Below are 6,099 nucleotides of genomic sequence, written 5' to 3'. Positions count from 1 at the left end.
ATCCGCTGTCTCAAACGATACGTCGCCCGCGAGCTCTACCAGCTCATCACCACAGACAGCCCTCAACCCGCTCCTTGACATCCATAGGAGCATCCCTTTTGACAGACTGTTCCTGCGAGCCTTGGCGAGGTCGCCGAGTGCGAAGCCGACCTCGGCCACCTGCGCACGAGAGGGCCTGGTCAAGGCCCGACGATCAACTTCTGGGACGCCGAGACGCCGGTCGTCGAGATACTTTCGCAGCAGCGTTGGTGGCGGATCCACGGCTTCGGAGCCATTTCCTACGACGCGGAACGGTCTTCACACCAACGGCTTTCCGAGCGCGCGCCGCCTGCGCATATCGTGGAGGTAAGTCTCGAACGGATACAACCGCCAGCGCTCGGGAAGCACTCGCAGTACCAGACCGATCGAGCGCATCGTCACCTCGAAGATCCGCTGGCGGCGAGGGCTCCAAGCCAGCCCCAGTTCGTCGCGGAAATGTTGCGGGAGAAAGCCCGTGGTGAAGAACCGGTTCGCCCGGCGGAACGCCCATCGCTCGAGGCGTCGGTAGGGCCCCAGATCGACGACTTCGTCGAGCAGATACGCCCGCACCTCGTCGTCCAGGGTGAGATCCGGCAGCTTCGAGTCCCAGTACCGCGCGAACGCCGCGCGGTCTCGCGGCCACAGCTCCGGTCGCATCTGCAACGTGGTTCCGAACCGGCTGGACTCGCGGTACACCTCGTCGGCCAAATCCTCATCCGCCGGGCCGTACAGGTAGGTCAGGGAATCGATCGTGCCGCGGTAGAGGCACGCGGCGACCCACAACTGCAGTTCCGGATCGAAGGCGTTGTACTTCACCGGACCGTCGGAGCCGGATCGCACATAACGGTGCGACGTGTTCACCGCCGCACGATAGGCCGCCCGGTCTTCCTCGGTACCGAGCATCGCCACCGCCAAGTAGGTCAGGGTGGTGCGGCCGCGCTTGCGCGGATGCAGGGTGTACCGGCCGCTGTCGACCGTGCTCTCGACAACGCCGCGGCCGACCGGAGGCAAGCTCAGCTGCATGATCACGTTGGCCGGGCCACCCAGCAGCGCCGCAGGGCCCGCCATGTAGCGGCGCCGGCGACCGAGATCCACACCGGGTGAGGTCAGCAGCGGTGCCGATGGTTCAGGACTGGACATGCCGAACTCCCGCGAGATATTGGTATAAGTTACAAATCATTCTCTCAACAACACGCACGATCGGCAACCATGAACTCCCGGCTGCCCGGCTTGCGCTCACGCATATGTGACCGCTCATTCTTGCAACGCGATAGGTGTCATGAGGCGCAGGGGCGGTGTCGGCGGGATAGCGCGGACCCGGGGTTCGATCGCCGATCGGCCCAACTGGAGGTATTCGATGACAAAGACACTGGGATCGCCGCTCGCGGCAGTCCGCTCGATAGCCGACCTGGCATCGGCGGCCGTCGTGCTGGCCAAGCGCGGGATGTTCGATCCGGCGCGCCCGGCCGAGACGATCCGCGTGATGCGTGAGGCTTCCGTGTACGGCCCGTTCGTCACCGTGCTGGCACACGCCACCCGCCGCCATGGCGCCGCCCCCGCCATCGCCGATGAACGCGGAACACTCACCTTCGCTCAACTCGATCAGCAGTCGAATGCGCTGGCCCGAGGGCTCATCGCCGCGGGGATAAGCTCCGGCACCGTCCTCGCGGCGCTGTGCCGCGACCACCGCGGAATGGTATTGACGCTCTTGGCGGCCGGGAAGCTGGGTGCCCGCGTCGTGTTGATGAACACCGGCTTCGCCGGGCCCCAGCTCGCCGAGGTCGCCGAGCGGGAGAACGTCGGGGCGATCCTGCTCGACAGCGAATTCCGCCAATTGCTCGGCGCGGTTCCCGGATCGGTGCCGCGCATCCTGACCTGGGTGGACGAGGCCGACGCCGTCGAGGCGGAGACACCGACGATCGACCTGCTCATCGCGGCGAACTCGACCGCGCCGCTGCCGGCCCCGAAACGCCCCGGCGGCATCGTGATTCTGACCAGCGGGACCACCGGCACGCCCAAAGGCGCCCCACGAGACAAGGTCTCACCATTGCAATCGGCGCAATTCCTGCACCGGGTGCCGATGCCGCGCAACGACACGGTCGTGATGGCGGCCCCCATCTTCCACGGCACCGGTCTGTCCCAGTTCACTCTCGGCTGGGCGTTGGGCAACAAGATCGTCTTCCAGCAGCGCAAGTTCGATCCGCGACGAACCCTCGCCAACGTCGCCGATCACCGCGCCGCCACCTTGGTCGTCGTACCGACCATGCTGCAACGCATCCTCGACCTCGGCCCCGCCGTACTCGAGCAGTACGACACGACATCACTGACAGTCGTCTTCACCGCGGGATCACCCGTCTCGCCGGACCTCAGCAGACGCACAGCCGACGCTTTCGGTGAGGTGCTGTACAACCTCTACGCCTCGACCGAGGTCGCGGTCGCCGCCGTGGCCACTCCGCACGACATGCGAGTGGCGCCGGGAACCGTCGGCAAACCTCCCGTGGGTTGCCGCGTCGCGCTCTACGACGCGCAACGCAACAAGATCACCACACCCGGCGAGGTGGGCACGATCTTCGTCTCCAGCGGACTCAGCTTCTCCGGCTACACCGACGGCCGGAACAAGGAAATCGTCGATGGCCTGCTGTCCAGCGGCGACGTCGGCCACTTCGACGCCGACGGCCGACTGTTCATCGACGGCCGCGACGACGACATGATCATCTCCGGCGGCGAGAACGTCTACCCACTGGAAGTGGAGAACCTCCTGGTCGACCGCCCCGACATCCTCGAAGCCGCAGTCGTGGGCGTCGAGGACGCGGACTTCGGAAAACGGTTGCGCGCTTTCGTCGTTCCCGCCGAGGATGCCGAGCGCGACCCCCAGGAGATCAAGGACTACGTCAGAGCGAACCTCGCCCGCCACAAAGTCCCCCGCGAGGTGGTGTTCGTCGACGAGCTGCCGCGGAACGCCACCGGCAAGCTGATGCGGCGCACACTCGAGGAAACCGACATATAGCTACGGACTCATCTCGAATGCGCCCGCGTAGCTCATCACCTCGTCGTGCAGACGGGCGGTTCGCTGCTCGTCGACGACCGGTTTCCGCAGCACATTCAAGGCCCAATCCTGCTGCGCGGGGGTCGAAGAAGCCTTCGAGAACAGCCCGAGCGCGTAGGCCGAGAAGTCGCGCACGAAGACCTCGAAGATGGAATCCACGATGTCTTCGGATGTCCCGACGATGGCGGCCTGCTCCAGGATGAGCTGTCCGTACGGCAGCAGCGTGAACAACTCCCCCACCGCCAATTGGTAGTCCAGATCCTCCAACTGGGCCGCGGTCGGCGGCGCCTCCACCGGGAACCGGGTGAATCGCTCCGCCTGCTCGATGAAAAGGGCCACGTTGGGCAGGTGGCGGTAGTGCGTATAGGCCGACCGCCAGTCGGCGAATCGGACCTTGCCCAATCCCGCGGCGCCCGGCTGCCGGAACAGCGATTCGTCGTCGCCCGGATCCCGTCGTACCGGCACCGGTGGCAACTGCGCCGGATCGAAGAGGAAGTTCGGCATGAATTTCAGCGTGAGTGCCATATTGACATGGGCGGTGCCTTCCAGCCGTGGCATGGAGTCGATCGTGCCGCGGGCTGTCGCGAAGTAGCTGTCCTTCTCGAAACCTTTGGCGGAGATGACATCCGAGAGTTCCCGGAACACCCGCTCGGCCTCACGCGTGACCTTCATCTTGCCGATGGAATTGAACATCACGAAGCGGCGATCCTCCGGGGTCGAGCATCGCATGTAATCGATCGCTCGTTCGTGGTAGAGCCGCATGCCGTTCATGCGAACGTAGCTGTCGGACAGGATTTGCCGAACCTGCGCGAAATCGGTGACGGGGTGGCCGAACAGGATCTTGGCGCTCGCGTGGTTGATCGTCTCGTAGAAGCAGTGCTCCACGATGCCCAGCGCGACCATGCCGATATTGAATTTGCCGCAGTTGACCGCGGCGAGGGCGGAATCGAATGCCTTTCGGCCCACGTGCAGTACGTCGTCGGCCGAGACGGGATAGTCCACCAGGTCGTAGGCGGAGACGAAATTCTGGCCGTGGATGACGTTCTTGACCAGCCGATAGTTCGGGTGCTGACTGTCGGCGATGAACCAGACGTAGGCGTCGGGACCTTCGAGGTCGGTGCGTCGGCCGATGGTCGGCACGATCCGGGCCACGTTGCCGTTGCCGATGTAGTACTTGCTGCCGGTGGCGGTGAACCCACCCGCGCCGTCGGGGGTGAGTAGCATGTCGGTGGCGTAGATGTCGGCGCCGTGATCCTTTTCCGACAGCCCGAAGCCGATGATCCCGCCGCGGTCGAGTTCCTCGGCGGCACGCAGATGCGCCTTGCCGTTGGCGCTCTGCCAGATGGTGGCGAGACCGAGCGTGGAGACGCCCCACGCGTACCAGTACTGCGATCCGTAGAAACCGGTGATCTCGTTGAACCGGGAGATGAACGCGGTGTCCCAGCGCTTTTCCGGATCAGCGCCCGAGCTTGCCCGCGGGGTCGCCATGTAGGCGATGATCCGGCTCTCGGCGAGAAACCCCATCCAGTCGTCGTACCACTCCGCCCGGAACGCATCGCTGGTGAGCGCCTGCTTGCCCTTCTTCTCGAAGAAGTCGACCACCGACCGCAGCCGAGCCCTCGTGGCGGGGTCGAATTCCTCGAACGTCTCGGTTCTCGGGTTGAACAAGGCCATGGTGAGGCCGCCTTTCAAAGTGATGGCAAGTGCCATCACTTTAGAACTGAAGGCAGCCGCCGTCAATCTGCGGATGAGGCGCGGAGCAGGCGGCGCACGCCTCGTCGAACGCGCGGGCAACGCGACATCCCCGGTCACCGATATGGTTCGTCGGCTGCCCGGACAGCCGGGCAGGGTCAGGGGCGGGCTTCCTCGATCAGGCGCTGCCGCAGCCAGGTCAGAGGGGTGAGCGCATCCGGGCCGAGGGTGTATGAGGGGTAACTCTGATGGATGCCGGATCTGAGGAAATCGTCGATCTGTTGCTTTCGCTGTTCGTAGGCGGAGGTGTTGATCTGGTCGGAGAGCAGGCCCAGGCCGCCCGCGGCCAATGCGTCGCCGATGATTTCGGTCGCCTGTTGCTGATAGTTGCCGATCTTTCCCGGATCCGGATTCGAGAGTTGAACGAAGAAGCCGGCGATCCGTCCGGCGAAGTCACCCTCGGGCATCGCGCAGTACAGATCACCCGCGGCGCAGAAGGTGTAGGTGCGCGGGGTGAGCCAGCCGAAACCTCCCGGGCGAGGTCCGGCCGCTCCGGCACCCGGGACGGGCGGGCCGATCAGGGTGTCGCTGGGTGAGCGCCGAGGATCGGAGATCAGCCCGACCAGCACCACCCGGTGCGGCGGCATCACGCTCAGGCCGGTGCCGATCTCGGCCGCGAGATCACCTGCGGCATCCGCGCCTTGGCTGTAGCCGAGCAACGCGATCCGGGTGGCTTCGCACGCTTGCGCCATGTCCGAGGCCAACGTGCGCGCTTTGTCGATGGCCTCCTGCTTGGAGCGGCCGTACACTTCGCTTTCCCAAGGGAACGCCGTCGCCGCGTAAGGAACATAGTCGACCTGGACGTCCCCGGGTAAACCGTTCAGGCTCGATGCGAGCATCCCCTTGCCCGGATCGGTACTGGATGTCTCCCACGTTCCAGGGATCGCCACGACATACAAGTCTGGGCAATGGCTCGGTGCGCTATCGGCAAAAGGCGCGACACCGAGATGAACAGTAGCGGTTACCGCTGCGGCCGCACACGCGGCGGCTATCGTCTTCCATCGGGTGAACATCGAATTCTCCGTGTTTCAAAGCACCGAGGTCACGTGATCGAGATGGATTGCGGCGGACAGCGGGAATCACAGTACAGCCGGAACGCGCGCAACGTGCACCATTCTCCGGCATCCACACCGGAGGGCGGCGATGCGACACGGCATCGATCACACGCCACCTCGATGTCGCGGACTCGGGTCAGCGGTGTGGTTGGGTCATGTCCCGGTTCATCGTGGGCAGTTCGATACTGATCGGCATCCGCAACTCGGCCAAATACACCAACGCCGCCC

Annotated in this window: 4 protein-coding genes; 1 reads left to right on the top strand and 3 read right to left on the bottom strand. The window is 64.9% G+C overall.

Features of this window, described 5'->3' with window-relative positions; translation table 11 throughout:
* Positions 1-297: 297 nt before the first annotated feature.
* A complete protein-coding gene (locus ACGF7Y_RS36390; protein ID WP_393242455.1) occupies positions 298-1,158 on the bottom strand; it encodes an oxygenase MpaB family protein in 861 nt (286 codons plus the stop codon).
* Positions 1,159-1,375: 217 nt separating this feature from the next.
* Between ACGF7Y_RS36390 and ACGF7Y_RS36385 the strand changes: the two genes are divergently transcribed.
* The gene (locus tag ACGF7Y_RS36385; protein WP_393242452.1) at positions 1,376-3,025 is read left to right on the top strand and encodes an acyl-CoA synthetase; all 1,650 of its coding nucleotides are present in this window, start codon (positions 1,376-1,378) and stop codon (positions 3,023-3,025) included.
* Here the strand turns inward: ACGF7Y_RS36385 and ACGF7Y_RS36380 are convergent, their stop codons facing one another.
* Entirely contained in the window at positions 3,026-4,738 is a 1,713-nt protein-coding gene (locus ACGF7Y_RS36380) for an acyl-CoA dehydrogenase family protein (protein ID WP_393242458.1), read from the bottom strand.
* Between the two features lie 176 nt (positions 4,739-4,914).
* Positions 4,915-5,829 carry a cutinase family protein gene (locus ACGF7Y_RS36375; RefSeq protein WP_393242450.1) on the bottom strand — a complete coding sequence of 305 codons (915 nt, stop codon included), beginning with the start codon at positions 5,827-5,829 and terminating at the stop codon, positions 4,915-4,917.
* Positions 5,830-6,099: the final 270 nt, after the last annotated feature.

Source organism: Nocardia sp. NPDC047654, assembly GCF_043205035.1.
In the GTDB taxonomy this organism is placed as follows: Bacteria; Actinomycetota; Actinomycetes; order Mycobacteriales; family Mycobacteriaceae; genus Nocardia.
The sequence above is the reverse complement of the archived record's forward strand: the minus strand, read 5'-3'. Positions and strand labels throughout refer to the sequence as shown.

What these genes read in the sequence shown, in the direction of transcription:
- ACGF7Y_RS36375 (WP_393242450.1), bottom strand. Translation starts at nt 5,829, where the DNA reads ATGTTCACCCGATGGAAGACGATAGCCGCCGCGTGTGCGGCCGCAGCG.
- ACGF7Y_RS36385 (WP_393242452.1), top strand. Translation starts at nt 1,376, where the DNA reads ATGACAAAGACACTGGGATCGCCGCTCGCGGCAGTCCGCTCGATAGCC.
- ACGF7Y_RS36390 (WP_393242455.1), bottom strand. Translation starts at nt 1,158, where the DNA reads ATGTCCAGTCCTGAACCATCGGCACCGCTGCTGACCTCACCCGGTGTG.
- ACGF7Y_RS36380 (WP_393242458.1), bottom strand. Translation starts at nt 4,738, where the DNA reads ATGGCCTTGTTCAACCCGAGAACCGAGACGTTCGAGGAATTCGACCCC.